Origin of the sequence: Pseudomonas sp. M5 (assembly GCF_016907075.1) — a bacterium.
In the GTDB taxonomy this organism is placed as follows: domain Bacteria; phylum Pseudomonadota; class Gammaproteobacteria; order Pseudomonadales; family Pseudomonadaceae; genus Aquipseudomonas; species Aquipseudomonas putida_E.
In genome coordinates this window covers 549,246-571,390 of the sequence record NZ_JAFBBH010000001.1, presented here as the reverse complement: position 1 = coordinate 571,390, position 22,145 = coordinate 549,246, and the positions used below count along the sequence as shown (strand labels likewise).

Annotated in this window: 19 protein-coding genes and 1 pseudogene; 9 read left to right on the top strand and 11 right to left on the bottom strand. The window is 62.6% G+C overall.

Features of this window, described 5'->3' with window-relative positions:
* Positions 1 to 4 precede the first annotated feature (4 nt).
* Both JOE27_RS02680 and quiC read right to left on the bottom strand, forming a co-directional pair.
* Positions 5 to 676, bottom strand: coding sequence for a TetR/AcrR family transcriptional regulator (locus tag JOE27_RS02680; RefSeq protein ID WP_012314115.1), 672 nt, complete (start codon positions 674 to 676; stop codon positions 5 to 7).
* A 173-nt stretch (positions 677 to 849) separates the two neighbouring features.
* Positions 850 to 2,757: a 3-dehydroshikimate dehydratase QuiC gene (gene quiC / locus JOE27_RS02675; RefSeq protein WP_012314114.1), complete on the bottom strand. Its 1,908-nt coding sequence runs from the start codon at positions 2,755 to 2,757 to the stop codon at positions 850 to 852.
* Between the two features lie 493 nt (positions 2,758 to 3,250).
* Here quiC and JOE27_RS02670 point away from each other — a divergent pair, with 493 nt between their 5' ends.
* On the top strand, positions 3,251 to 4,624 hold the full coding sequence (locus tag JOE27_RS02670) for an MFS transporter (RefSeq protein WP_046785490.1): 1,374 nt from the start codon (positions 3,251 to 3,253) through the stop codon (positions 4,622 to 4,624).
* Positions 4,625 to 4,659: 35 nt separating this feature from the next.
* On the opposite strand, the gene JOE27_RS02665 is transcribed toward JOE27_RS02670, so the two are convergent.
* The 5 genes from JOE27_RS02665 to JOE27_RS02645 all read right to left on the bottom strand — a co-directional run bounded on the left by JOE27_RS02665 (position 4,660) and on the right by JOE27_RS02645 (position 10,880).
* Positions 4,660 to 6,072 (bottom strand): DOPA decarboxylase, encoded by a 1,413-nt coding sequence (locus tag JOE27_RS02665; protein WP_204917785.1) that lies wholly within the window; start codon positions 6,070 to 6,072, stop codon positions 4,660 to 4,662.
* 200 nt (positions 6,073 to 6,272) lie between these two features.
* Entirely contained in the window at positions 6,273 to 7,217 is a 945-nt protein-coding gene (locus tag JOE27_RS02660; RefSeq protein WP_204917783.1) for a LysR family transcriptional regulator, read from the bottom strand.
* Positions 7,218 to 7,352: 135 nt separating this feature from the next.
* Positions 7,353 to 8,063, bottom strand: a complete 711-nt coding sequence (locus JOE27_RS02655) for a YebC/PmpR family DNA-binding transcriptional regulator (RefSeq protein WP_039603624.1) — start codon at positions 8,061 to 8,063, stop codon at positions 7,353 to 7,355.
* A gap of 94 nt (positions 8,064 to 8,157) precedes the next feature.
* The gene (locus JOE27_RS02650; protein ID WP_174141464.1) at positions 8,158 to 9,549 is read right to left on the bottom strand and encodes an FAD-dependent oxidoreductase; all 1,392 of its coding nucleotides are present in this window, start codon (positions 9,547 to 9,549) and stop codon (positions 8,158 to 8,160) included.
* A 14-nt stretch (positions 9,550 to 9,563) separates the two neighbouring features.
* Positions 9,564 to 10,880 carry an MFS transporter gene (locus JOE27_RS02645; protein ID WP_046785494.1) on the bottom strand — a complete coding sequence of 439 codons (1,317 nt, stop codon included), beginning with the start codon at positions 10,878 to 10,880 and terminating at the stop codon, positions 9,564 to 9,566.
* A gap of 240 nt (positions 10,881 to 11,120) precedes the next feature.
* Between JOE27_RS02645 and JOE27_RS02640 the strand changes: the two genes are divergently transcribed.
* Positions 11,121 to 11,990: a LysR substrate-binding domain-containing protein gene (locus JOE27_RS02640; RefSeq protein ID WP_115275080.1), complete on the top strand. Its 870-nt coding sequence runs from the start codon at positions 11,121 to 11,123 to the stop codon at positions 11,988 to 11,990.
* Positions 11,991 to 12,090: 100 nt separating this feature from the next.
* Entirely contained in the window at positions 12,091 to 12,465 is a 375-nt protein-coding gene (locus JOE27_RS02635) for a DUF2784 domain-containing protein (RefSeq protein WP_204917781.1), read from the top strand.
* Here JOE27_RS02635 and tam read toward each other — a convergent pair.
* Entirely contained in the window at positions 12,455 to 13,231 is a 777-nt protein-coding gene (gene tam, locus JOE27_RS02630) for a trans-aconitate 2-methyltransferase (RefSeq protein ID WP_046785497.1), read from the bottom strand. The two genes, JOE27_RS02635 and tam, sit on opposite strands and share 11 nt — an antisense overlap.
* 102 nt (positions 13,232 to 13,333) lie before the next feature.
* Between tam and JOE27_RS24755 the strand changes: the two genes are divergently transcribed.
* A complete protein-coding gene (locus JOE27_RS24755) occupies positions 13,334 to 13,513 on the top strand; it encodes a hypothetical protein (RefSeq protein ID WP_115275082.1) in 180 nt (59 codons plus the stop codon).
* 3 nt (positions 13,514 to 13,516) lie between these two features.
* On the opposite strand, the gene JOE27_RS02625 is transcribed toward JOE27_RS24755, so the two are convergent.
* The gene (locus JOE27_RS02625) at positions 13,517 to 14,926 is read right to left on the bottom strand and encodes an amino acid permease (RefSeq protein WP_204917780.1); all 1,410 of its coding nucleotides are present in this window, start codon (positions 14,924 to 14,926) and stop codon (positions 13,517 to 13,519) included.
* 325 nt (positions 14,927 to 15,251) lie between these two features.
* Here JOE27_RS02625 and JOE27_RS02620 point away from each other — a divergent pair, with 325 nt between their 5' ends.
* The 5 genes and pseudogenes from JOE27_RS02620 (at position 15,252) to JOE27_RS02600 (ending at position 20,066) form a co-directional block, all read left to right on the top strand.
* Positions 15,252 to 16,676, top strand: a complete 1,425-nt coding sequence (locus JOE27_RS02620) for a PLP-dependent aminotransferase family protein (RefSeq protein WP_039601970.1) — start codon at positions 15,252 to 15,254, stop codon at positions 16,674 to 16,676.
* A gap of 342 nt (positions 16,677 to 17,018) precedes the next feature.
* Positions 17,019 to 18,758, top strand: a complete 1,740-nt coding sequence (locus tag JOE27_RS02615; protein WP_204917778.1) for an S-type pyocin domain-containing protein — start codon at positions 17,019 to 17,021, stop codon at positions 18,756 to 18,758.
* Positions 18,755 to 19,021, top strand: coding sequence for a hypothetical protein (locus JOE27_RS02610; RefSeq protein ID WP_115275084.1), 267 nt, complete (start codon positions 18,755 to 18,757; stop codon positions 19,019 to 19,021). The genes JOE27_RS02615 and JOE27_RS02610 overlap by 4 nt, the downstream gene beginning before the upstream one ends.
* A gap of 180 nt (positions 19,022 to 19,201) precedes the next feature.
* Positions 19,202 to 19,393 (top strand): annotated as a pseudogene (locus tag JOE27_RS02605) (LysR family transcriptional regulator); the annotation flags it as partial.
* A gap of 130 nt (positions 19,394 to 19,523) precedes the next feature.
* On the top strand, positions 19,524 to 20,066 hold the full coding sequence (locus JOE27_RS02600) for a WYL domain-containing protein (RefSeq protein ID WP_174141460.1): 543 nt from the start codon (positions 19,524 to 19,526) through the stop codon (positions 20,064 to 20,066).
* 4 nt (positions 20,067 to 20,070) lie between these two features.
* Here the strand turns inward: JOE27_RS02600 and JOE27_RS02595 are convergent, their stop codons facing one another.
* The gene (locus tag JOE27_RS02595; RefSeq protein ID WP_204917776.1) at positions 20,071 to 20,805 is read right to left on the bottom strand and encodes a hypothetical protein; all 735 of its coding nucleotides are present in this window, start codon (positions 20,803 to 20,805) and stop codon (positions 20,071 to 20,073) included.
* A gap of 98 nt (positions 20,806 to 20,903) precedes the next feature.
* Positions 20,904 to 22,145: a cytosine deaminase gene (codA, locus tag JOE27_RS02590; RefSeq protein ID WP_046785504.1), complete on the bottom strand. Its 1,242-nt coding sequence runs from the start codon at positions 22,143 to 22,145 to the stop codon at positions 20,904 to 20,906.

The following is a 22,145-nucleotide window of genomic DNA, read 5'->3' as shown; positions in this document are numbered from 1 at the left end:
GCACTCAGGCCTGGATGTAACGCATCACTGCTTCGCAGATCATGGCCTTGTGGCGCAGTTTGACCTGCTCATCCAGCAGGTCGATCTGGAAGATGTCGCCGAAGGTATGGCGGTTCGAGACCCGATAGAAGCAGAACGCGCTCATCAGCATGTGCAGGTCGATGACCTCGATGCCCGGGCGGAACACCCCCTCTTGCACGCCACGCTCCAGCGTGCGGCCCAGCGCCTGCAGCACCAGGCTGCTCATCTCGCGGATGGCCGGGGTTTTCTTCACGTACTCGCCGTAGTGGATGTTTTCGGTGCAGACCATGCGCACGAAATCGACGTTGCGGTCGTGGTGGTCGAAGGTGAACTCGGTCAGGCGCTGGATGGCCTGCTCGGCCGGCAGCGACTCCAGGTCCAGGCGGTGCTCGGTCTTGCGGATGTCGCCGTACAGCTTGACCAGGCACTCGACGTACAGCTGCTCCTTGCTGCCGAAGTAGTAGTAGATCATGCGCTTGGAGGTGGCTGTGCGCTCGGCGATGGCATCCACCCGCGCGCCTGCCAGGCCTTGCTGGACGAACTCGTTGATGGCGGCCTGGAGGATGTCCTCGCGGGTTTTTTCAGGGTTGTTCTTGCGCGACTTGCGTGTCCCTTCGATCTCGGGCTGGCCGAGGGGGGCAACGGGATTGCTCATAGCTGCTCACGGGGTATTTATTGGGATTTGGACGGGATTATCCGTGAGTGGAGGGTTGGAAGGAAGCGCGCTGTTGATCGGGTGGGCAGGATTGGCGGGGGCCCAGCCTGAGCCCCTTGATCAAGCGCTGCACAGGCAGCGCCCGATCTCACAAGCCGTGAACCCTTGGGCCGTTACAGCACCGGCTTGCGCGCCGCTCCGCTGCGCCGCTTGGCCATCGCCGCCAACCGCACAGGAACGTTGGCCGCACCGTACCCGGCATACCCCCCCTTGCGCTGGATGATTTCAAAGAAGAACCGGTCCTCGAACGCCTCGGTGTACACGTGGAACAGCTCGCCGCCCTGGGCATCGCGGTCGTACAGCACGTTGTAGTACGCCAGCTCGCTGAGAAACTCGTCATCGAAATCGAAACGCGCCGCCAGATCGTCGTAGTAATTGAGCGGAATTTCCAGCAACGGCACACCGGCTTCCTTCGCCCGCGCCACTTCCTTGAAGATGTCGGCACAATCGAAGGCGATATGGTGAACGCCCGACCCGCGATAGCTCGACAGCGCGTGGGCGATGGCGGTGTTGCGGTTTTCCGATATGTTCAGCGGCAGGCGCAGGCTGCCGCACTGGCTGCGCAGGGCACGGCTTTTGACCAGGCCGTAGGGGTCGGGCAACACCACTTCATCATCTGCGGCAAAGTCGAACAGGCTCTTGTAGAACAGCACCCAGCTGTCCAGCGACTCGGCCGGCAAGGCCAGGGCCATGTGGTCGATGCGCTGCAGGCCACCGGTGCTGCTGGCGCTCTGGTCCAGGCGGAAGTCGGTGTCGTACAGCGACGGGCCTTCCTTGCCCTGCTCCACCAGGTAGATCAGGCTGCCATCCGGGGCGCGCACTGCAGGCACCTCACATTCATTGGGGCCGACCAACCCACGGAACGGCTGGCCGCGGAAGTCGGTGGCGCGCTGCAGCGCCGCGTGCTCGTCCTTGACCCGCAGCGCGGTGGCACACAACGATGGGCCGTGGGCCTCGAAGAAGTTGTGGCCAAAGGAGTAGGGCTCGGCATTGAGCACGATGTTGATGTCGTTCTGGCGCAGCAGGCGTACGTCCTTGCTGCGGTGCTTGCCGGCGTCGGCAAAACCCAGGCGCTTGAGCCAGCTGCCCAGACGCGCGCCGACCGCTTCGTCCACGGCAAATTCGAGGAATTCCACGCCGTCGTAGGTACTGGCGGCGGGCGGTGCGAACAGCACACCCGGCTCGATCGCGGTGCCCTCCTGTTGCAGGCGCAGGCGGGTCTGTTCCTCCAGGTACAACAGCGAACGCAGGCCATCAGCGGCGTTCTGGCGCGGTGGTGCGGCGCGGAAACCGTCGTTGAAGATTTCCAGCGACAGCGGGCCGCGATAACCGGTGGCCAGGATCGGCGCGAGGAAACCGGCCAGGTCCATTTCGCCCTGCCCCGGGAAGCAGCGGAAGTGGCGGCTCCACTCCAGCACATCCATGGCCAGGATCGGCGCGTCGGCCATCTGCACGAAAAAGATCTTGTCGCCGGGGATGTCGCGGATCGCGGCAGGGTCGCCCTTGAGCGACAGGGTGTGGAAGCTGTCGAGGATCACGCCCAGCGCCGGGTGGTCGGCCTGGCGCACCAGGTTCCACACTTGCTGGTAGGTGTTGACGTGACGGCCCCAAGCCAGGGCTTCGTAGCCGATGCGCATGCCGCGTTGGCCGGCGTGCTCGGCGAGCAGGCGCAGGTCGTCCACCAGCAGTTGTTCTTCGCCCAGGGCGTCGGCCTGCACGTTGCTGCACACCAGCACCAGGTCGGTGCCCAGCTCTTGCATCAGGTCGAACTTGCGCTCGGCGCGGTCGATGTTCTTCTGCAGGCGGTCGCGGCGGCAGCCTTCAAAATCGCGGAACGGCTGGAACAGGGTGATGGCGATGCCGAGGTCGGCGCACATCTGCCGCACCTCGCGCGGGCTGCCGGCATAGTAGAGAAGATCATTTTCGAAGATCTCGACGCCGTCGAACCCGGCGGCGGCGATGGCTTCGAGCTTTTCCGGCAGTGTGCCGCTCAAGGACACGGTGGCTATCGAACGCTGCATGGTGGAATTCCTTGTTATGGGGCTACTGGGCTGGAAGCTGGGGCTAAGCAACACACCATCAGACTTCTTGGCATGATGAATTATTCGCAGGTAAAGTCATGGCAGCAATCACTTTGTACGGAACGGTTAGTTTTGCGTTCGATTACCGCACAAAACCCGTTTTGGCGAATTGATTCACTGCCACCCCTGCGCAACCATGAGACCAGACGCAGGCACACCGACCACCACTTTCTGCCCAGTGGCCGTTCGGCACAACCTGCGCTCACAAGCCCAGCGCCACGACATAATAAGTTCAATAAAACGGGTACAGACCTATGCAAACATCCCTCGCCTTGCAACCCGCACCTGCTCGATCGTTGTCTCCAAACAGACTTGGCTCGCGATCGTCGGCCCTTTAAGCACCCACATACTCCCGATAGCGATCGCACACCCACTGGCTTGCCGCCTGACGGCACCGGCTGTGCGGCGACCAACAAAAACAACGGAGACAACGATGGCTAACTCCAGCTCTCAAGCCAAGAAAGCGACCGCCAGCGGATGGATAGGCTCGGCACTCGAGTACTACGACTTTTTCATCTATGCCCAGGCTGCGGCACTGATCTTCCCGCAGATCTTCTTCCCCAACACTGACCCCAAGATGGCGATCATCGCCTCGCTGGCCACCTACGGCGTGGGTTACCTGGCCCGTCCAGTCGGCGCCTTCGTGCTCGGCCACTGGGGTGATACCCGCGGGCGCAAGAACGTGCTGCTGCTGTGCATGTTCCTGATGGGCATTTCGACCATGGCCGTGGGCCTGCTGCCTACCTACCACGATATCGGCATGCTCGCCCCGGCCTTGCTGGTGCTGCTGCGCCTGGTCCAGGGCTTTGCCGTGGCCGGCGAAATCTCCGGGGCCAGTTCGATGATCATGGAGCACGCACCGTTCGGGCGGCGCGGCTACTTCGCCAGCTTTACCTTGCAGGGCGTGCAGGCCGGACAGGTAATGGCGGCGGCGGTGTTCCTGCCACTGGCCTACTTCATGCCCAGCGAGGCGTTCAATGACTGGGGCTGGCGCATTCCGTTCCTGATGAGCGCCATCGTGCTGATCGCAGGCTTCATCATCCGTAAGGAAGTGCACGAAACCCCGGCCTTCGTCAAAGAAGAGAAACAGGACAAGGTTGCCAAGTCGCCAATCAGCGAGGCCTTCCGCCACAGCTGGAAGCACATGGTGCTGGTGATGTTCATGGCCTTGATGAACGTGATCCCGGTAGTTGCCACCATCTTCGGCGCGGCCTACGCGGTACAGCCGGCCTACGGCATCGGCTTCGACAAGAGCGTGTACCTGTGGATCCCAGTGGTGGGCAACATCGTTGCAGTGCTGGTTATCCCGTTCGTGGGCAATCTTTCCGACAAGATCGGCCGTCGCCCGACCATGATCGCCGGTTGCCTGGGCTCAGGCCTGCTGGCCTTCGTATACCTGTATGCGATCAGCATCCAGAACGTGCCGCTGGCCTTCGCTACCTCGATCCTGATGTGGGGCATGGTCTACCAAGGCTACAACGCGGTGTTCCCAAGCTTCTTCCCTGAGCTGTTCAACACCCGCTACCGCGTGTCGGCCATGGCCATTGCCCAGAACATCGGCACCATGCTGACTGCGATGCTGCCGGCGTTGTTCGCCCTGGTAGCGCCACCAGGCTCGGATAACATTCCGCTGGTGGTTGGCGGCCTGGCGTTCTTCATCACCTGCGTATGTGCCCTGGCAGCGTATGTCGCGCCGGAAACCCATCGCCTGGCGATGGAAGACCTGGGCAACCCGCAGGCCAAGCCGATGGACAAGGAAGCCTACGAGGCCAGCCGCAAGGGTAGCCTTCAGACAGTGAGCCACTGACAGACGCAAGGGGCCGCAGTGCGGCCCCAAGCATTTCAGCCGTTGACCACTGCCTGCAAGCGCTGCCACAACCGCTCGACATGCTCGCGCTCAGTGGGCAGCGCCCCCACCGAAACCCGCACCATCCAGCGCCCGTTCAAGGTCGCCGGCGTGACATAAGCCTCACCGGAGGCATTGAGCCGCTCAGCCCATGCCTTGGTATGCGCATCCAGCGCCTCCCCTTCCAGGCCCCCAGGCCGATGCACAATGCATAAGGTCTGCAACTGTACCGGCGCCAACAACGCCCACTCCCCTGCCGCCTCAACCTGTTCGGCCAGCCAACGGGCATTGTCCAGGTCGCGCCGCAAGCGCTGCTGCAACGCCTCGACCCCCTCGCTGCGCAACATGAACCACAGCTTCAGCGCGCGGAAGCGACGCCCCAGCGGGATGCCCCAGTCACGCAGGTTCTTCACCTCACCATCGACCGCCGACTGCAGGTAGCTGGGGTTGGTGCTCATCACCCGGATCAGGTGCTGCGGGTCACGCACGTAATAGATAGAGCAGTCGAACGCCACCCCCAACCATTTGTGCGCGTTGACTACCACAGAGTCGGCCAGCTCGATGCCGTCCCACATCCAGCGGCATTCGGGCAGGATCATCGCTGAGCCGGCCATGGCTGAATCGACGTGCAGCCACAGCCCCTGGGCCTGGGCGATTTCGCCAATCTGGCGCAAGGGGTCCAGCGCCGTGGTGGTGGTCGTGCCGGTGGTAGCGACCACTGCGCAGGGCTGATTGCCGTCGGCCAGGTCCTGTTCGATAGCCGCCAACAAGGCATCGGGGCGCATGGCGAACTGCTCGTCGGTGGCGATCAGGCGGATGTTGGTGCGGCCGAAGCCAGCCAGCAGCGCGGCCTTGTCCACCGAACTGTGGGCGTGGGCGCTGACATACACGATCAGCGGTTTGGCTTCGGCTTGCAGGCCGCCACGCACCAGGGCGTAATCGGTGGCACGTTCACGGGCACAGATCAGCGCGACCAAGGTGCTGGTAGACGCTGTGTCCTGAATCACGCCGCTCCACTGCCCCGACAGGCCCAGCAACTGGCGTACCCAGTCCAGAGTGGTCTCCTCCAGCTCGCTCAGCGCAGGGCTCGATTGCCATGACAGGCCCAGCACACCCAGGCCCGTGCTGAGAAAATCGCCGAGCACCGAGGACAAGGTGCCGTTGGACGGGAAGTAGCCATAGAAATCGGGGTGTTGCCAATGCGACAGGCCTGGCATCACCAGCGTGTTGACGTCATCGAGGATCGCTTCGAACGGCTCGCCCTGTTGCGGGGCGCCGGCAGGCAAGGCAGCTTTAAGGTAGCCAGGCTCGACCTGGGCCATCACCGGGCGGTCACCGACGCTCTGGCGGTAATCGGCGATCAGGTCGATCAATTGATGGCCGTACTGGCGGAATTGTTCTGGGGTCACGCGCGGTCTCCTGTGGGTTGTCCGCTGTCAGGCCCGCCCCCATCGCCGGCAAGCCGGCTTCCACAGGTACTGCACTGGGCTTGAAGGCTCTGGGCACCTGTGGCAGCCGGCTTGCCGGCGATGGGGGCATCACCAACAGCACAAGGGCCCCAGTCTAGGCGCCTGCCGCCACGCCAATAACCCCGCTTGGCGCATACCTGCTATGGCAAAGCCGCATGCCCACCCTGCACGCCGAACTGTGACTGGCGCCACAGCTCGAACACCCGGTTGCGCAACCAGCGGTGCTCGGCCGACGCCTGCAGGCGCTGGTGCCACACCACCCAGTAGCGCTGAGTATGCTCCACAAATCCCAGCGGCCGCCAGGCCAGGCCATGCAGCCGGCACAGTTGGCGGGCAATATGCTCGGGCACCGTCGCCAGCGCCTGGCTGTTGCCAATGACCTGCACGGTGGCCGAGAAGAACGGTACCTCCAGGCTGATGCGCCGCTGCAGCCCCTGGGTGCGCAGGTGGCGGTCAATGAAGCTGTCCTTGTCGCCACCGCCGGAGATGCGCACGTGCTTGAAGGCCAGGTAGTCGTCCTGGCTCAGCACTTCGCAGGCCGCCAGCGGATGGTCCCGGCGCATCAGGCACACCGCACGGTCCTCGCCAAGCAGGCGACCGTGCAGGTTGGCCGGCGATTCGTCGAACAGCGTGGTGGCAAGGTCGATCTCGCCGCTGGCGAGCAAAGCGTATTGCCCGGCCTGCCAGGTGCGGTAGTCGATGCTCACGCCCGGTGCTTCCTGCTCCAGCGCCGCCACCAGCAGCGGCAGCATGTGCTCTGCAACATAGTCGGACGCGGCCAGGCAGAAGCGCCGCTCGCAACGGGCCGGATCGAACGCGGCCGGCTGGCGCAGGGCCTGAAGCTCTTCAAGCACCTGGCGCAGCGGCTCGACCAGGGCTTGGGCGTACTCGCTGAGCACGTAGCCACGGCCCTGGCGCACCAGCAATGGGTCGTCGAAGGCTTCGCGCAGATGGGCCAGCTGGCGGCTCAACGCCGACTGGCTGACGCCCAGGCGCTCGGCGGCGTGGCTGAGGTTTTTCAGCTGCAGGAGGCCGTCGAGGGTACGCAGGTGGGCGAGGCTGAGGGAGGCGAAGGTTGGGTTCATGCAGGCTCCCCAGGCTGAACACAGGCCCAATCGCCGGCAAGCCGGCCCCCACAAGTACCGCGCAGAACCTGAGCTTTGCACTGTACCTGTGGGAGCCGGCTTGCCGGCGATTGGGCCGCAAAGCGGCCCCGGCTTTTACTCGGTCAGGCCAACGTAGACGTTCTGTACGTCGTCGTTCTCGTCGATCGCCTCGAGGAACGCCTCGACTTCAGCCAGTGCCTCGGCACTGAGGCTGGCAGCGCTCACCGGGTTCTTCGGGGTGTACCCGATCTTGGCCGAAGAGACGGTGAAACCATGCTCGGGCAGGGCTTTCTGCACTGCATCCAGGTCGGTGGTGTCCGTGATGAACAGGGTCGAGCCCTCTTCTTCACCTTCTTCAAAGTCCTGGGCACCGGCTTCGATGGCGGCCATTTCCGGGTCGGCATCGCCGTCGGGCATGGCTTCGATCAGGCCCACATGGTTGAAGTCCCACGCCACCGAACCGCTGGCACCCAGCTGGCCCTTGCGGAACAGCACGCGAATCTGCGCGACGGTGCGGTTGACGTTGTCGGTCAGGCACTCGACGATCAGTGGCACCTGGTGCGGCGCGAAACCTTCGTAAGTCACCGCCTGGTACTGCACGGCATCCCCGTCCAGGCCCGCGCCCTTACGGATTGCCCGGTCCAGGGTCTCGCGGGTCATGGAAGCCTTCTTGGCTTGCACGATGGCCAGGCGCAGGCGCGGGTTCATGTCGGGATCGGCGCCCGACCTGGCCGCGATCTGGATTTCCTTGGACAGCTTGCCCATGATCTTGCCCTTGGCATTGGCAGCTGTTTCTCTATGCTTGGCTTTCCACTGTGCGCCCATGTCGACTCTCTTGTTTCAGCGGCCGGTTCAGGAAGCGACCGGCCAAAAGTGGGAGCAGTTTATACGCCCTCGGGCCAGTGTTCGACAAGAAATCTCACGCTTTGTCGGCCTTGCCCGCCGCCGCTGCGAACCGGGCCAGCCGCACGTCCAGGTGGCGTGGCCGCAGCCCCCGGTCTTCGGCGCGCTCCTTGCGCCGGATTGCATTGCGCACCATCAGCGACCCTAGGTAACGGATCGGCTCCGGCGGGAACAGCCCCAACGGGCCCTTGACCAGTGGCGAGCGGGTCCACGGGTTGTCCAGCCCCAGCGCCAGCGACGAGAGGATCTGCCCGCCCATGTGGCAGGGCCCTACCCCGCTGCCTGAATAGCCGAAGCCATAGAACACGTTGCCTTGCCCGTCCAACCGCCCGAAGAACGGCAGCCCGGTCACCGAGCGGTCGGAGGGGCCGTTCCAGCTGGCCGCCAGGGGCACCTGGGCCAAGGCAGGGAAGAAATCGGCCAGGCTCTCACGCAGCAGCGGCCGGTACGGCGAAGGTTGATCGAATACCGGCAGCATGCGCCCGCCATAGGCGAAGGTGTTGCCACCCTTGCCAAGCATCAGCCGGCCATCGGAGGTGTTGTGGTAGTAATGCACGAAGATCCGTGAGTCCAGCACGCTGATGCCGTTGTTCAGGCCGATCTCGTGCAGCAGCTCGGGGCACGGTTCGGTGATCACCATGTCACTGGAGACGATCGCCACGCTGCGCTCGAACTGCGGGAAGGCACGCGCCATCCAGGCATTGAGGCCGAGCACCACGCGGTCGGCACGCACCGTGCCGTGGGCCGTGCGCACCAGCGCCGGGGTGCCATGCTCCAGGCCGGTCATGGCCGTGCCTTCATGAATGCGCACGCCGCGCTGCAACGCCACACGCCGCAGGCCGCGTACCAACCGGCCAGGCTGGACGGTGGCGGCGGCCGGCGAAAACCAGCCCTCCAGGTGCCGCGCCGAGCCGGCCAGGCGCTGCACCTCATCCAGCGGCAAACGCTCGAATGAATTGATCCCCTTGTGCTCCAGTGCAGCGATCACCGCATCGGTTGCACCCACCTGGGCCTGGTTGGTGGCGGTGTACAGTGTGCCGTCCAGGCGGTAGTCGCACTCGATGCCATTGGCCGCGCAAAACGTGCCAATGGCACCGATGCTGCGCTCTGACTCGCTTACCAGGCGCACCGCTTCGGCCACCCCGAACAGACGCTCGAGGGTGAAGTACTTGGCCGACCAGGACAACGCGCAACCACCGTTGCGCCCACTGGCGCCCGCACCGCAGATGTCAGCCTCGATCAGCAGCACGTCCAGCGCCGGCACCGCCTCCTTGAGCATCAGCGCGGTCCAGAGGCCCGTGTAGCCGCCGCCGACGATGCACACGTCGCAGCGGGCATCGCCTTGCAGTGGCGGGCATACCGCGTCCTGTTCACAATCCAGGGCCTGTTGCAGCCAGAAGGGTCTCATTCGCTCGCTTTCCTTTAGGTACGCAGTGGCTTGATCGCCATGCTGGTGTTGGGCGCCACATCATTGGCCTGGGCTGCGCTGGCCGGGCGGCTGTTCCAGTGCGGCAGCAGCACCAGAGCCGAGAACAGTGCGCAGCCAGCGAACACGATGAACACCGTGACGCTGTCGAAGTAACCGGGCAACAGGCCGCCGAGCACCGCGCCCACCGAACCGCAGCCATTGACGAAACCGGCTGCCGTGGCACCGGCCTTGGCGGTGCCGAAGTCGATGGCCGCCGCGCCGCTGATCATCGAGTCTGGCCCGTACAGGGTCAGGCCCATGAAGAACAGCAGGCCAACCACCATGGCGATGCTGCCGCTGTGCATGGCTGCCATGAACGCCGCCAGGGCCACGGTCAGCAGCACCAGGCTGATCACACAGGCCGGCATGCGCCGGGCGCCAAACAGCTTGTCCGAGGCCAGGCCGATGATGATCGGGCCCAGCAGCCCGGCCAGTTCAAAGGCCGTGGGGATGATCGCAGCACCTACCTTGCCGACCGAGGGCATCTGCTCGAAGACGATCACCGGCCCCCATAGCAAGATCGCGTAGCGCGCCGGTTTTAGAAGAAAGTACGCCAGGCCCAGGGTCAGTACCGTGCGGTTGCGCAGGATCTCGCGCAGCGGCGCCCACACACTGCACAGGCTGCCGGCCGGGGCCATGCTCTGCGGCTCGGGCTCGACCGCCGGCAAGCCCACATCCTCGGGTTTGTTGCGCTGCAGGAAGAAGAACAGCACCGCTACCGCCGCGACCACCGCGGCAGTGGAGAAGAATGCCGCCTGCCAGGTGCCGATCAGGGTATAGGCCCACCAGCCGGCGAACGGCGAGGCGACCAGGCCGCCGAATGCATAGCACGAGCTCCACAACCCCAGTACCCGGCCGCGCTGCACGGCGGGGAAGAAGCTGCCGATGTTCTTGCACAGCCCGGCCCAGCCGGTGGACTGCGCCAGGCCCTGGATCAGCATGCAGGTGGCGAAGATCGGGAAGGTCGCGTAGCTGCCCATCACCACTGCTGCCGCCGCCGAGATCAGCAGGCCACCGAGCACCACCACGCGCGGGCCGAAGCGGTCGGCAAGCATGCCCCAGGTGAACTGGCCCACGGCATAGGCGGCCAGGTAGATGGCGTCGAGGTTGGCCATGGAGGCCTTGTCGAGCATGAATGTCGGGTCTTCACCAATACCGAGCTTGGCCACCGAGAAGGCCTTGCGGGTGAAGTAGAAGGCGGCGTAGGCCAGCCAGGTGATAGCGAAAATCTGGATGCGCCAGCGTTTCAACGCGGCTAGGGAGTGATTCATGTGCGTCTGACCTCTTGCTCAAGTGTGCCGGCAGAATGTGAATAAACGCCTGTCTTGTTTTTGTGTTGCGCACTGCATGACGTGGCTCGTCATCTGGTCAGATGGCGCAGGGGTGCGCGCCATGCCCGGCGGCCGCTTGTGGCAGCGCTGGGTTGGTCAGTATGGAAACAGGTGGTGACTGATAAATAAAATCGATTTATCGTATTTCACACATAAGCTCAGCTTGTTACTGGAGTCCACATGTCGGTGTCCCACGCTCAACTCAGGGCTTTCCACGCAGTGGCCGTGCACGGCAGCTTCACCCGGGCGGCAGAAAAGCTGTTTTTGACCCAGCCGGCCGTGTCCGACCAGGTGCGCAAGCTCGAAGAGCGCTTCGGGGTGCTGCTGTTCCACCGCAACAAGCGTTCGGTGCAGTTGACCGACCTGGGCGAACGCCTGCTGGGCATCAGCAAGCGCCTGTTCGCCTGTGAGGCCGAAGCCCACGAACTGCTGCAGGACTCCCGCGCCCTGCACACCGGCAGCCTGGTGCTGGCGGTGGATGCGCCGGTGCATGTGCTGCCGCAGATCGCACGCTTCTGCCAGCGCTACCCGGGCATCCAGGTCAAGGTCGAGACCGGCAACACCGACGAGTCCCTGGCCCGGCTGTTCAGCTATCAGGCTGACCTGGCACTGTTAGGGCGCGATGTCGACGATGAGCGACTGCACTGCATGCCGCTGCGCCGCGACCCGATGGTGGCGTTCGTCTCGCACAACCACCCCTGGGCCAGCCGTGGCTCGATCAGCCTGGCGGACCTGGACGACACGCCGCTGGTGCTGCGCGAGCCTGGCTCGGTGACCCGGCAGACACTGGAGGAAGAAATGCAACGCGCCGGGTTGCGAATACGCGCGGCAATCCAGGTCGAAGGCCGCGAGGCCGCGCGCGAGGCGGTGGTGGTGGGGATTGGCGTGGGGGTGGTGTCGGCCGCCGAGTTCGGCGCCGATGCGCGGGTGTGTGCGCTGCCCATTGTCGATTGCCAGCGGCACCTCACCGAGACACTGGTGTGTTTGAGCGAGCAGCGTACGCGGCGGGTGGTGGCGACGTTCCTGCAGGTGGTGCAGGAGAGCTTGTAGGGGCCTTCCCGGCCCTATCGCCGGCAAGCCAGCTCCCACTGGTTTTGCGCTGAGCCTTCATAACTATGCTGGGTATACATTCCTCTCTAATGTGCATCCCATGTTTTTCCGTCTAGCCGCCGACACGCTGGTGCTGCTGCACCTGGCCTTCATCCTGCTGGTGCTGTTCGGCGGCCTGCTGACGCTCAGATGGCGCCCCGCCCTGCTCATCCACCTGCCCGCCCTGGCCTGGGGCCTGGCGGTTGAGGGCCTGCACCTGGAGTGCCCGTTGACCGGCTGGGAGAACCGCATGCGCTTCGCCGCAGGCGATGCCGGCTACCACGGCGGCTTCGTCGAGCACTACATCTGGCCGCTGATCTACCCCGCCGGGTTGACGCCGCAGATCCAGTGGCTGCTGGGCGGCGTCGTGCTGCTGGTCAACCTCGGCGTCTATAGCTACGTGATCTGGCGCTGGCGCCATTCACCTACCGCGTAGCAATCACAAACAGCCGCGGGAACGGCAGCAGCACCTTGCCGTCGGTGGCCGCCGGGTAGTCGTGCTGCATGGCCTGCAAGTACATCTGCAGGAAGCTCGCCTGCTCCTGCTCGTCCAGCCTGGCCAGATAAGGCCGTAGGGCCGAGCCCTTGAACCACTCCACCACGGCCTCGGCGCCACCGGTCAACGGGTGATGGTAGGTCGTGCGCCACACATCCACCCGCGTACACAGCGGGCTGAGCAGGTCGTAGTAGAACGCTGCGCTATGCCGGGGCGGCAAGCTCAGGTCGGCGAATTTTTCGGCCCAGGGGCCGCGGCCGGCAATCTCGCGCAACTGGCGGTGGGCCGGCTCGTCGAGGTTGTCCGGGGTTTGCACGGCCAGGCTTGCACCTTCACTCAGCTGGCGCACCAGGTGCGGGTAGAGCGAACCGTGGTCGGGCACCCATTGCAGCGAAGCGTTGGCCAGGATCAGGTCCTGCGGTTCGGGGGCGGTCCAGTGGGCGATATCGGCAATTTCGCAACGCACCCTGGGGATGCGCAGGCGCTGGCGTGCGCGCGCCTTGTCGATCATGTCCGGGTCGCTGTCCAGGGCAGTCACCTGGGCATCGGGGTGGCGCTGCAGCAGTATTTCGGTGGAATTACCAGGGCCGCAACCTAAGTCGGTAGCGTGGCGCACCGGGCGGGGAGGCACCGCGGCAAGCAGGTCGCGCACCGCACGGGTGCGTTCGTCTTCGAACAGGGAATACTGGGTGGCGGACCAGGCCATGAGGGGCTCCTTTTGGCGGGCAATGTGCTCAGCATAAGCCATCTGTCGCCTGTACGGGCCCTGTCGCGGGAACTGTTAGCTCATCCTTGAAGTCAGCCCCTTATGCGCATGCCCATGAAACCATTCCTCGCCCTGGCCCTACTGGCCCTGATCAGCGCCGCCGCCCTCCTCGGCTCACCGTGGATGAACGGGCGCTTTCACATGCCAGCGGACAAAACTCCCGCCCATCAACGCGAAACGGCCGGGTCCACGAGGGAGCCGGCCGCTTCGGGCAACCACTAGCGCTTAGTGCTTGCGGGCGCTGCGCATCTGGTGCACCACACCCATGGCCACCACGACGGCGGCAGCAATGCCGGTGGAGATCACCAGGATCTGGTAGTCAGGCATGAAGGCCATGGTCACCAGTGCGGCGACGATGAAGGCGATCACCAGGTAGGTCAGCCACGGGAACAGCCACATCTTCAGGCGTACTTCCTTGCCCTCGGCGATCAGCTTGCGGCGCATGCGCAGCTGCGAGAAGGCAATCACCAGGTACACCAGCAAAGCGATCATGCCGGTGGTGTTCATCAGTGTATCGAGCACGTCTTTCGGGCGCAGGGTCTCGCTGAAGTTGATCAGCGCACACACCACGGCCACGGCGCACGAACCGATGATCGCGTTCACCGGTACGCCGGTACCGGCGCGGGTTGTCTTGAAGAACGACGGCGCATCGCCACGCTGTGCCAGCGAGAACAGCATGCGCGAAGCGGTGTAGTGGCCCGAGATCAGGCAGCTGCTCACCGACGTCAGTACCACGAAGTTCATCAACAGCTCGGCATACGGCACACCCAGCAGTTCCAAGGTGCGGCGGTAGGCGCCATAACCGGAAACGCCCAGGTGCGGGTCGTTCCACGGCACCAGGCAGACGATCAGGAAGATCGAGCCGACGTAGAACAGGCATACACGCCACACCACCGAGTTGGTGGCCTTGACGATCTGGGTGGCCGGGTCCTTGGCTTCGGATGCGGCGATGGTGACGATTTCGGCACCGAGGAAGGCGAACATCACGCCAAGCAACGCCCCGATCACCGTGGTGATGCCATTGGGCATGAAGCCTTCGGCGGTCAGGTGGGTGATGCCGCGCACTTCACCGAACTGCCAGATGTTCATCACCGCTGCAGTACACACGATCAGGAAGCAGACGATCGCGATCACCTTGATCAACGCGAACCAGAACTCGAACTCGCCGTAGTGCTTGACGTTGAAGAAGTTGACGGTGATCAGCACCAGGGTCGTGGCCAGCACGAACACGTTGACGCTTACATCAGGGAAGAAACCATGCAGGATCTTGCCTGCCACATAAGCTTCCCAGGCCATGAGGATGACCCAGTACCACCAGTACAGCCAGCCGATGGTGAAACCGGCCCAACGGCCAATGGCGCGGTCGGCGTAGGTGGAAAACGAACCGGTGTCGGGCGACGAAGTCGCCATTTCACCCAGCATGCGCATGATCAGTACCACCAGGATGCCGCCTGCCAGGTAGGCCAGGACAGCAGCCGGGCCGGCGCTGTGGATCACGCTGCCGGAGCCGACGAACAAGGCGCCGCCGATAACCCCGGCGATCGACATCATCGTCAGGTGGCGCGACTTGAGCGAGGCACTGAGTTTGCTCTCGTGCCCGCTTTTCGCGGTGGTGGTTGTGGATGTTGCGTCCATCAGTTGTGTACCCCGTGCTTCTTTTTATCCAAGGAAAACTGTAAGACCGCGATGGTCATCGGCCTCACCTGTACATCAGTGCTAATGCGGGCAGGAGGTGTGCTGTTACACACGCAGGCCTTCCATGGCGGCCTGCTGACGCGCCCCAGGGTTTGCCCCTAGAGCGAACTGAACATGCTTTATGTGGCGCTATCTGACACCTAATGTAAAAATGTCCGACACATAGAGCCATGCACAGTGGCATGAAAGTCGCACTGCACTGTACAGGTCGCCGATGCAATACACCCTGCAGGCGCCTGCCGTTACGCACCCTCAAGGCCCCCGAATGCTTGAATTACACCCAGACTCCTCGACGCCGTTGGTCAACCAGATCATCGACGGGCTGCGTGAGCTGATCGACAACCAGACCCTCAAGCCAGGTGCCAAGGTCCCGTCGATCCGCGCGTTTGCCGCGACCTATTCGGTGAGCACCTTCACCGTGGTCGAGGCTTACGACCGCCTGGTCGCCCAGGGGCTGCTGGTGAGCAAGGGCAATGCCGGGTTCTTCGTCAACCGCGCGGCGGCCGAATTGCTGGACAACCACAGCGCCGAGGCCGACGCCAGTCGACCATCGTTCAACTCCGAATGGTACCTGCAGCAGATCTTCGAGACCCGTCAGTTGCCATTCAAACCGGGCTGCGGCTGGCTGCCCAACGACTGGATGTACGAAGAAGGCCTGCGCCGCGGCCTGCGCCAGGTTGCCGGCAGCCCGCTGGAGCTGTCCGGCTATGGCGACCCGATGGGCCTGCCGGAATTGCGCGCGCTGACCGCGCAGAACCTGCAGCAGGAACTGTCGATCGTCGCCAACACCGCCCAGCTGATGCTCACCCACGGTGCCAGCCAGGCTCTGGACCTGGCCGTGCGCACGCTTGTGCGCCCCGGTGACGTGGTGCTGGTGGACGACCCCGGCTACCCCAACCTGATGAGCATCCTGCGCACCCAGGGCGCCACCTTGATCGGCGTGCCGCGCACCCCCAACGGCTACGACCTCAACCACCTCGAGCAGCTGTTGGCGCACCACCGCCCGACGGCTTTCTTCACTCAGCCGCACCTGCACAGCCCGACCTGCTCGCGCACCCCGCTGGCGCAGCTGCACCGCTTGCTGCAACTGGCCAGCCAGCACGGCTTTCGCCTGGTGGAAAACAACCTGTACGCCGACATGGTCGCCGAGCCGCAGCCGTGCCTGGCCAGCCTCGACCACCTGCAGCAGGTGGTGTACGTGGGCAGCTACTCCAAGAGCATTTCGCCCAACGTGCGGGTCGGCTACCTGTTGGCCAACCCGGAACTGGCGCAGAAGCTGCTGCACCTGAAGATGCGCTCGGGCCTGACCACCTCGCAGGTGATGGAGCGTGTGGTGTATGCCGCGATCATCGACGGCCGCTGGCGCAAGCACCTCAAGCGCCTGCGCCAGCGCCTGGCCGAGGCCCACCAGGAAGTTGGCCGGCACCTGCACCGGCTGGGTTTCGAGCTGTTCATCGAGTCGGATGAAGGCATGTATATCTGGACCCGCCACCCGGCCATCCCGGACAGCGCAGCGCTACTGGATGATGCGCTGGAGAAAGGCATCATGCTCGGGCCCGGGCAGTTGTTCATGGTCGATGCCAAGCCGACCGGGTGGATGCGGTTCAACGTGGCGTTCAGTACCGACCCTGCGATGTGGGAGTTGTTGGAGAAGGTGTTGGTGAAGCACGTGCGCCGGGCGGGGATTTAGGGCTCAGGGATTGTGCTGTGGGGCTGCTCGCCGCGGCATTTCCAGCGTCTGCGACATCAAGCGCCGCGCGCGGCGCTCTATCCGCAGGGTGCTATGAGCAGGCACATCGTGTGTTCACACAATACCTCTGCGTAGGTAAACACCGGGTCCGATAACCACAGCCCTGCTCATGCCTCGCTGCCCAGTCTTCGAACGCACCCTCAGTCGCTGCGGCGCCACTCCCAATGCCTGGGCGAATAAAGTCAGGGCCATGAAAGTGGCCTAAGAACCAATTCCATCTTAGTCTTGGGAGGCAACAGTCACATCATATTTCTCTCCAAACCTGCATCACAGGAAAGAGAAATGACTGCCCGCAGAACCATAACAAACCCTGAACTTGACGAAATATACTCCTCCGCGCCTTTTGATTATAACTTCGAAACCTTGCTCTCATGGAAACAGCCTTTCACAATACCAATAACGCCGCCAGACATAACAGCGCTTACTGACAATGCGCTTTTGGAGAGCGCTGAAAGTATTGCGCAGAATGTGATCAACAGCATTGAAGCGTCTTGTCCTGCGGGGGAACCCGGCCTTGCAACCTACTTGGAAAAGCAGTATCTAGACATTGACCTGACTCACAGCGAAACCGCCGGCAAGCTCTTTGCAAAAAAGGCACTGCTCCTGCTTCTTTACAGCGAAATTCGTCGTCAGGCAGGCCAGCACACAGACCTCTACAACGGCATTCATGTTTACGCCCCAAACGACCAGACCTTGGCCCAGTTTTTCGAGGTCACGGCATACGTATACATCGAAGAAGAAAGCGAATTCTTCATAATTGAAGAGGCATTGTACAAACTCGCAATCAGCCTCACTGCCGCCCAAATCGAAATTGTGCTGAAGCGTTGCCTGAAGAAGGTTTTGAGAGAGCTGGAAAAAACTCACCATACAGCAACATCAGTTCTACAAAACAGAAACCAGGAGCGCCCTCACAGCAACACCATCATCCTGACGACGAACCCAACAATTCAATTAGGCACAACCCAAGGCCCCATAGCAATAAGTCGATACATTGAATTCGGACTGAAGTATGCAGGACGTAGACTGATTAACATGGCCGAAGCTGCAGCATTGCGAATTTTCAGACTGGGTATCGGCGGTGTCCTTTACTCCCCTGAACTAGGGAACTCTGACCTGTACCATGATTCGGCCTTGAGCATCCCGGCAGAGCTGCTGATCCCTGACCTACCCGAGAACCTTAATGAGCTTGCTACAACCGAAGGTCTCCTTGAGTCCCCGCTTCGAATCCACACTGACCTCGACACCTACATCCTTACGAGGCATCTGAGTACAGCAGATGCAGCGCACCAGATACCCGTGCGCGCCCTCATATTCGATGAAGCGAGTAACAGTTACGTCTCGGCCCCATCAAGGGACTTCCCGATACGACTTACATTCCCCATTCATGTCGCTGGTGGCTCTTCGACCACATCTCCAGGCATACCCGTCAAGCCCAACCCCTATAAGGGTGTAAATCTCGAAACGGCCAGCAGCGCGGCGACGCCCTTCCCCGCAAATGAACCCCAAAATCCCAGAGATTGCATTTACTGCTTCCCGGTAGAGTCTGGCCTGCCGCCGTTATATATCGTATTCAATTCGCCGTATCCCGGCGCTACAACTATAGGCACATACAGCGGCAGGGCCTACAATCCAGACAAAGCAGGCGGGCCTATCGAACGCCTGGACTGGCGAGAAGCCACGATCAACCAAACGGGAGTTGACCTAGTCAAATTGCATGTCAGTCGATTCGAACCCTCCGATGCCAATGACATCATGATCGACAGGCTTGAAAAAATCCTACAAGGCACATCACAAGCGACCGACACAGATAAGCGATTCTACACTCATGAAACAAGGGAGCTTGAGCGCTTTCGCGCACTTGGAATCCCAGATAAAATCAGACCAAGCGATGTTGGTGAGGTGTGGAACAATACACACACAGCAACACTGGAAGACTACCAACTCACCTCAGAACCCGAACTGCTTTACACTCCAGAAGCCATCGAAGCAGATAACCAACAGATTGCGCGAGAAAACAAATGAACACGATCAGCGAAATAGTAACGAACGAGAGCCCCACAGATGTCATTTTGTGGCTCGCCAGGCGTGATGGCATTTCTCACCCACGGCTCGACAATCTGTACAACCGGCATGCATGGGTAAACATTGGCGATTGCCTGCAACTCATGAACTTGATCAAGAAAATGATTGACGAAGGACTGATACAACAGGGTGGATACGGGTACATCAAAGGTCCCAATTGGCGAGAACCCGATTTTTTGACCCAAAAAAAGTATGTGCTCTGAGCAGCGCTGACACCACAGCTCCAGGAAGCGAAATCTCGTTCGCCAAGATCGAAGATCAGCATAGACGCCGGCAGCAACAACAAAGTTGCCGGCAAACAGCACTTACCGCCAATCTGCCCCGTCCATTCGCCTCCAGGCTCTCCAGGTTCCCCTCTCCTGTGCAATCACACACGGCAAGCGCAACGGGAGATCTTCGTCGGTTTCACCAGCGACCAGATTGGCGGAATGCTCTCGCCGCTGACCATCGTCCGTGACCAGCAGGGATTTCCCGACCGCATCGTGGCGTCTTAGCCGAGCCTTGAGGAAATGCTCCGCCTGGTGATCGCCGGCTTTGGCAGCGCCTGCCTGCCTGAGCATGGGGTGGCGCCGAATCGTGAAACAAGTGCGCAGGCCGCTCATCCTGCTGAACTTGGATCCTATTCACTGAACGGGTATGCTCGCAGCAATAGCCAATTGCCATCATTCAGGCATGCACCACGCCTGAACTTCAAGGACGAGCCCTTTGCCCAGCAACTCTACCCGCCACACGATCGCCCGCCAGTGGCAACTGCTCAAATTGCTGCCCGACCGCCATCCGGGCATGAGCTCCACACAGTTGCAGGCCGCGTTGGCCAAGGTCGGCTACAAGACCAGCAAACGCACGGTGGAACGTGACCTCAATGAGCTTGCGTCGCTGTTCCATTTACGCTGCAACAACAAGGGCATGCCCTACGGCTGGTACTGGCAGCCAGGCCGCAACCTGGGTGAGGCTCAACTGCTGCAGCCGGATGCGCTCTGCCCTGCCCGGCAGATCGAATTGCGCGCCTGGGTGGATGACGCCCTCGCGCGGCGCCTGGAAGACCAGCCCTTGTCAGATGACATGCGCCTGGCCCCGCACGGCAACGGCGGGGCGACCCTGGATGCCACCGTCGACGACAGCCGCGCGTTGATGGGCTGGCTGCTGTCCCAGGCGGGCTCCATACGTGTACAGGCGCCAGAGGCATTGCGCACAGCCGTGATCGAGCAGTTGCGCCAAAGCCTGGCCCTGCACGACGGCAGCCACTAAGTCATCAGGAGGGCAATGCGGGCTTGCGTGACCGCGCAAGGCAGGCGTAGCCCAGGCCCAGCACACTGAGCCCCAGCACACCAAGCAGCACCATCAGCTCCCGGCTGTAGCGCGCCACCAACGCCGGGAAACCGATGAATTCTCGATACACCTGCACATCCGCCACACCGTCGGCATGGCTGATGCTGATACCCCCCTGGCGGATCTGCGAGTAGTCGGCATCGAAATACACCCACACCTTGCACGCCCTGCCTTGCTCGATGACCGGGATCTCGACCATGGGCGTGGAGGCCTCGTAGAGGGTGTCGTTGCCTGAACCGTCGCGCACTTGCACCAAACCCTTGGCCGGCAGGCGCACCTTGACCTCGCGCACCTCGGTGTGACCGGTGTTGCGCAGCTCTATGAGCAAGCCGGTACGGTGGTCCACCAACCCGGCCTCGAACGGTTTGGCGAACAGTTGGGCGTAGGGTGCCTGGGCCAGGTCGATCAGCCTGTCGACCTGATCCTGGCTCAGCGCCCCCTGGCCAATGCCGGCGATGCGAGGCTGCAGCCGCTCGTACTTGAGCTGTTCGTTGGTCTTGCTGATGCGCTCGCTGAACTGGCTTGGGTAGGTGAGGTAGGAATAGGTCAGGGAAGCTTCGAGGCGGGCGTTGTCCTTGAGCACCACGTAGGCCACCAGCCAGACCATCAGGCCAAGCAACAGGGCTACGAGCAGTTTCCCGATTTTGTCCCAACTCAACGGTAGGTTTCCTTCTGTCACGGCATGGACGGTTCGGCGGCCACAAAGGGTGCCAAGTTCAGCGTCGCCAGGCAAGCACTCAGTGGCCCCTTCCCGCTTCAGGCGAACCGTTCGACCTGCGCCTGTGTACGGCGCATCAGCACCTTGCCGTGGCGCACCGACACCAGCGCATGGCCCTGGCTGCGCACCATCTCATAGTCGTCCGGCGCCGACAGCAACAAAAGGTTCGCCGGGCGCCCCACCTCGATGCCGTAGCGCTCGCCAAGGTTGAGCGTGCGCGCACTGTTGTCGGTGATCAGGTCCAGGCAACGTTGCAGGTCTTCGTAGCCCAGCATGTGGCAGATGTGCAGCCCTGCCTCGAGTATGCGCAGGATGTTGCCATTGCCCAGCGGGTACCAGGGGTCGACGATCGAATCCTGGCCGAAGCACACGTTCATGCCTGCCCGGTCGATCTCGGCCACACGCGTCAGCCCGCGGCGTTTGGGGTAGCTGTCGAAGCGCCCCTGCAAATGGATGCTCTCGGTCGGGCACGAAACGAAATTGATGCCCGACATTTTCAACAGGCGGAACAGTTTGGAGCAGTAGGCATTGTCATAGGAACCCATGGCCGTGGTGTGGCTTGCGGTCACCCGTGGCCCCATCCCGCGCACCCGCGCTTCTTCGGCCAGCACCTCGAGGAAGCGCGACTGCGGGTCGTCGGTCTCGTCGCAATGCACGTCCACCAGGCAGCCCGTACGCTCGGCCAACTCCATGAGGAATTTCACTGACGACACGCCCTGGTCGCGGGTGTTCTCGAAGTGTGGAATGCCGCCGACCACGTCGGCGCCCATCGCTACCGCCTCGGTCATCAACGCACGGCCGTTGGCGTACGACTCGATGCCTTCCTGCGGGAACGCGACGATCTGCAGGTCGATCAGCTCGCGCACCTCCTCACGCACCTCGACCATCGCCTTGAGCGCCGTGAGCTTGGGGTCGGTCACATCCACATGGGTACGCACATGCTGGATGCCATGGTCCACGAGCATGCCGATGGTCTTCTTGGCGCGGGTCTTGATGTCGTCGTGGGTGGTGATTGCCTTGCGCTCGGCCCAGCGCTCGATCCCCTCGAACAGCGTGCCGCTCATGTTCCAGTTCGGCTCACCGGCGGTCAAAGTGGCATCGAGGTGAATGTGCGGCTCGACGAAGGGGGGCACCACCAGGTTCTGTTGGGCGTCCAGGTCGTCGGGGCTGGCGGGCATGACGGCATTGGCCTGGGGCACAATGGCGGCGATACGCTCGCCGTCCAGTTCGATGCGCATCAGGCCGGGCTTACCGCGCAGTCGTGCGTTGATGATGTTCAT

Bases quoted from the DNA above. Each gene is read 5' to 3' on its own strand.
- JOE27_RS02640 (WP_115275080.1), top strand. From the start codon at position 11,121: ATGTCGGTGTCCCACGCTCAACTCAGGGCTTTCCACGCAGTGGCCGTG.
- JOE27_RS02615 (WP_204917778.1), top strand. From the start codon at position 17,019: ATGACTGCCCGCAGAACCATAACAAACCCTGAACTTGACGAAATATAC.
- JOE27_RS02670 (WP_046785490.1), top strand. From the start codon at position 3,251: ATGGCTAACTCCAGCTCTCAAGCCAAGAAAGCGACCGCCAGCGGATGG.
- JOE27_RS02635 (WP_204917781.1), top strand. From the start codon at position 12,091: ATGTTTTTCCGTCTAGCCGCCGACACGCTGGTGCTGCTGCACCTGGCC.
- tam (WP_046785497.1), bottom strand. From the start codon at position 13,231: ATGGCCTGGTCCGCCACCCAGTATTCCCTGTTCGAAGACGAACGCACC.
- JOE27_RS02620 (WP_039601970.1), top strand. From the start codon at position 15,252: ATGCTTGAATTACACCCAGACTCCTCGACGCCGTTGGTCAACCAGATC.
- JOE27_RS02680 (WP_012314115.1), bottom strand. From the start codon at position 676: ATGAGCAATCCCGTTGCCCCCCTCGGCCAGCCCGAGATCGAAGGGACA.
- JOE27_RS02650 (WP_174141464.1), bottom strand. From the start codon at position 9,549: ATGAGACCCTTCTGGCTGCAACAGGCCCTGGATTGTGAACAGGACGCG.
- JOE27_RS02655 (WP_039603624.1), bottom strand. From the start codon at position 8,063: ATGGGCGCACAGTGGAAAGCCAAGCATAGAGAAACAGCTGCCAATGCC.
- JOE27_RS02610 (WP_115275084.1), top strand. From the start codon at position 18,755: ATGAACACGATCAGCGAAATAGTAACGAACGAGAGCCCCACAGATGTC.
- JOE27_RS02625 (WP_204917780.1), bottom strand. From the start codon at position 14,926: ATGGACGCAACATCCACAACCACCACCGCGAAAAGCGGGCACGAGAGC.
- JOE27_RS24755 (WP_115275082.1), top strand. From the start codon at position 13,334: ATGCGCATGCCCATGAAACCATTCCTCGCCCTGGCCCTACTGGCCCTG.
- quiC (WP_012314114.1), bottom strand. From the start codon at position 2,757: ATGCAGCGTTCGATAGCCACCGTGTCCTTGAGCGGCACACTGCCGGAA.
- JOE27_RS02660 (WP_204917783.1), bottom strand. From the start codon at position 7,217: ATGAACCCAACCTTCGCCTCCCTCAGCCTCGCCCACCTGCGTACCCTC.
- codA (WP_046785504.1), bottom strand. From the start codon at position 22,145: ATGAACATCATCAACGCACGACTGCGCGGTAAGCCCGGCCTGATGCGC.
- JOE27_RS02645 (WP_046785494.1), bottom strand. From the start codon at position 10,880: ATGAATCACTCCCTAGCCGCGTTGAAACGCTGGCGCATCCAGATTTTC.